The organism is Microbacterium sp., assembly GCF_039812165.1.
Classification (GTDB): domain Bacteria; phylum Actinomycetota; class Actinomycetes; order Actinomycetales; family Microbacteriaceae; genus Microbacterium.
In genome coordinates, this window is sequence record NZ_JBDIAB010000270.1 from 1 (window position 1) to 3212 (window position 3212).

The 3212-nt window shown below is 67.8% G+C and carries 3 protein-coding genes; 2 read left to right on the forward strand and 1 reads right to left on the reverse strand.

Going from position 1 to position 3212, the window contains the following annotated elements; translation table 11 throughout:
- Nucleotides 1-236 precede the first annotated feature (236 nt).
- The gene (locus WML84_RS14100; RefSeq protein WP_347346770.1) at nt 237-1511 is read left to right on the forward strand and encodes a nucleotide sugar dehydrogenase; all 1275 of its coding nucleotides are present in this window, start codon (nt 237-239) and stop codon (nt 1509-1511) included.
- Between the two features lie 56 nt (nt 1512-1567).
- On the forward strand, nt 1568-2833 hold the full coding sequence (locus WML84_RS14105) for a glycosyltransferase family 4 protein (RefSeq protein ID WP_347346771.1): 1266 nt from the start codon (nt 1568-1570) through the stop codon (nt 2831-2833).
- A gap of 197 nt (nt 2834-3030) precedes the next feature.
- Here the strand turns inward: WML84_RS14105 and WML84_RS14110 are convergent.
- On the reverse strand, nt 3031-3212 hold a 182-nt coding region (locus tag WML84_RS14110), incomplete at its 5' end, for a hypothetical protein (protein ID WP_347346772.1).

The window sequence follows — 3212 nt, forward strand, 5'->3', positions numbered from 1 at the left end:
CCCAGAGCGTGTGCTCCGGCGACCGCGCCCTCTCTGGCGCATGCCGAGGAGCCATGTGGTCTACGATGAGCATCGATCACTTCGCGACGGGGGCGCGCTGGTCTGCATCCTGCATCCGTGGGCCAGACTCCGATGCCGCAGGGGATGACCGCACCTCGGAGGGGGCGGTTAGAGGGAAGGCATCCGACGCCGGCGGCTTGGTCGCTGCGCGCAGGGATAGAGGAGCGAGGACAGTCTTGAAGATCGCGATTTTCGGCTTGGGGTACGTGGGCAGCGTCACGGCGGCCTGTCTCGCAGGGGCCGGACACGATGTGGTCGGCGTCGACCTCGCCGAAGCGAAGGTCCGGGCCGTGCGCGAGGGACGCGCACCGCTGGCGGAGCCGGGGCTGGAGGACCTCATCCTCGAAGGCGTCGACGCGGGACGTCTGACCGCGACGACGGATGCCGAGGCCGCCCTCACCGAGGCCGATGTCGCCATCATCTGCGTCGGCACGCCGTCCGCCCCGAGCGGCGCCCTCACGACCACCTATGTCACCGGCGTCGCCCGCCAGATCGGCGACTTCCTCCGCGCGCACCCCGACGGGCGTCACCTCACGGTCGTGTTCCGCAGCACGCTCCTTCCCGGCACGACGCACACCATCGCCGACGCCGAGCTGCCGGAGCCCTCGGAGGACCGTTTCAGCGTCGTCTACTGCCCGGAGTTCCTCCGGGAGTCGACCGCGATCAAGGACTTCAAGACGCCGCCGTTCACGGTCATCGGCACGTCCGACGCCCGTGCGCTCGCGACCGTGCGAGAGGTGTTCGCCTCGGCGGACGGACCCGTGCGGCACGTGACGATCCCGACGGCAGAGGCGATCAAGTACGCCAGCAACGCGTTCCACGCGGTGAAGATCACCTTCGCGAACGAGATGGCCCGGTTCGCCGACGCCTATGAGGTCGACGCGAACAAGCTCATGGAGGTCTTCGTCGAGGACCGCATCCTGAACGTGTCGGAGCGGTATCTCAGGCCGGGCTTCTCGTTCGGAGGCTCCTGCCTGCCGAAGGATGTGCGCGCGGTCACCAACGCGGCACGCAAGGCCGACGTCTCGGTGCCGCTCCTGGAGAGCCTGCTGCCGAGCAACACCGTCCACACGCGACGCCTCATCGATCACGTCCTGAGGCTCGGCTGGAAGGAGGTCGCGCTCCTGGGGCTGGCCTTCAAGAGCAACACCGACGATCTGCGCGAGAGCCCGTACGTCGAGATCGCCGAGACCCTTCTCGGGAAGGGCATCACCGTGCGGATCTACGACGAGATCGTCCGCGTCGACGAGCTCACCGGCAGCAACGAGACGTTCGTCCAGACCCATCTGCCGCACCTGGCCAGACTGCTGACCCGCACGCGGGCAGAGGCGACCGACGGAGCCGACGGCGTGATCATCGGATCGGACCGGACGCCGCAGGACGAGCTCGCGGCGCTCGCCGTCCCGGTGCTCGACGCGGACTCGCCCGCTCTCGAGTGGCCGGTGCGGTAGCGCTTGAGCGACCTGTCTGCGCACGGATGCCATCCGGCACGTTCGAAGGGATCGAAGTGGCTGTGACTTCTCTCGAGGGCGCTCGTATCGCCATCCTCGTCCAGAACCTCCCCGTCCCGTTCGACAGGAGGGTCTGGCAGGAGGCGACGTCGTTGCACGCCGCCGGCGCCGACGTCACCGTGGTCTGCCCGAGCGACGACCGGCACCCTGCCGGCGAGTTCTCGATCGACGGCGTCACCGTCCTGAGATATCGTGCGCCGGCCGAGGCGAAGGGCATCCTCGGATACGTCAACGAGTACGGCCTGTCGCTCACGCGCATGTCGGCGGCGTTCAAGCGGGCGCTCAAGGACGGCCCCTTCGACGTCGTCCACTTCTGCAACCCGCCGGACCTCCTCTACCGTGTGGCCAAGCGTGCGAAGCGCAGAGACGGCTCCGTCCTGGTCTTCGACCAGCACGATCTCGGACCGGAGCTCGTCGAGGCGAAGCACATGCCGCTCACGAAGCTGCTCGTGTTCGTCGCACGGCAGTTCGAGCGCCGCACCTACGCATGGGCCGATCACGTGATCTCGACGAACGAGAGCTACAAGGAGATCGCGGAGAGCCGTGGAGGATTCGCGCCCGACGAGGTGACCGTGATCCGCTCCGGTCCCTACCGCTCGTGGGCGGACGAGACGTCGAACAGCCCCCAGGCCGACGAGCGCTGGCGGAACGGACGCAGATTCCTGATCGGCTACGTGGGCGTCATGGGCCGACAGGAGGGCATCGAGTACCTGATCGACGCCGTCGACATCCTGTCCGGTGAGCGGGGCATCGACGTCCAGCTCGCCCTCGTGGGCTCCGGACCCGATCGTGATCGTCTCGAGGCCATCAGCCGAGAGCGCGGTCTCGGCGGTCGCGTCGCGTTCCTGGGCCGGCTCTCCGACGAGGATCTGCGGAGCGTCCTGGCGTCGGCGGACGTCTGCGTCAATCCCGACGAAGTGAACAAGATGAACGATCTGTCCACGATGAACAAGATCATCGAGTACATGGCCCTCGGCTGCCCGATCGTCCAGTTCGACGTCAAAGAGGGAAGGTTCTCGGCGCAGGACGCGTCGTTGTACGCGGAGCGCGACAACGACGCCCGCAGCTTCGCCGACGCGATCCAGCGCGTCCTCGAGGACGACGGGCTCCGTGCGGCGATGAGCGCCCGCGGGCGGGAGCGGTTCCGGAACGAGCTGTGCTGGGAGATCCAGGCGGAGAAGCTCGTCGCCACGTATCGCCGGCTCGTGGACCAGGCTCGCTCGCGCTCGACGACCGTCGCCGCACGCAGCGCATCCCACTAGCGGGTCGAGCGGCGCCTCCGACGTATCAAGGAGGCGGTCGGACGTCTCTGGATCGGTGTGAGGGTCGATACGCGATCGCGGTTGGTCATCCGCGCGACGATCAGGCTATACTGCCCGCGGGGAAGTTTGATGTCCCGGCCGCCTGGGGAGGTGACGGGGTTCACATCAAACGGTCGCGAAGACGTTCGTGACCGCAATCAAACCAGCGGCATCCCAAGTCGCAGGGTACGGGGAATCACATGGGGAACTCGGTCGTAAGCAGGATCGGCCGCGGGGGGCGTTCGCTTCGAACGCGGATCGCCGCTTTCGGCACGCTCGTAGCGCTCGTGGCCACGGCTTTCGTGGCCGTCGAGCCGGCAACCGTGGCCGAGGCCGCGAG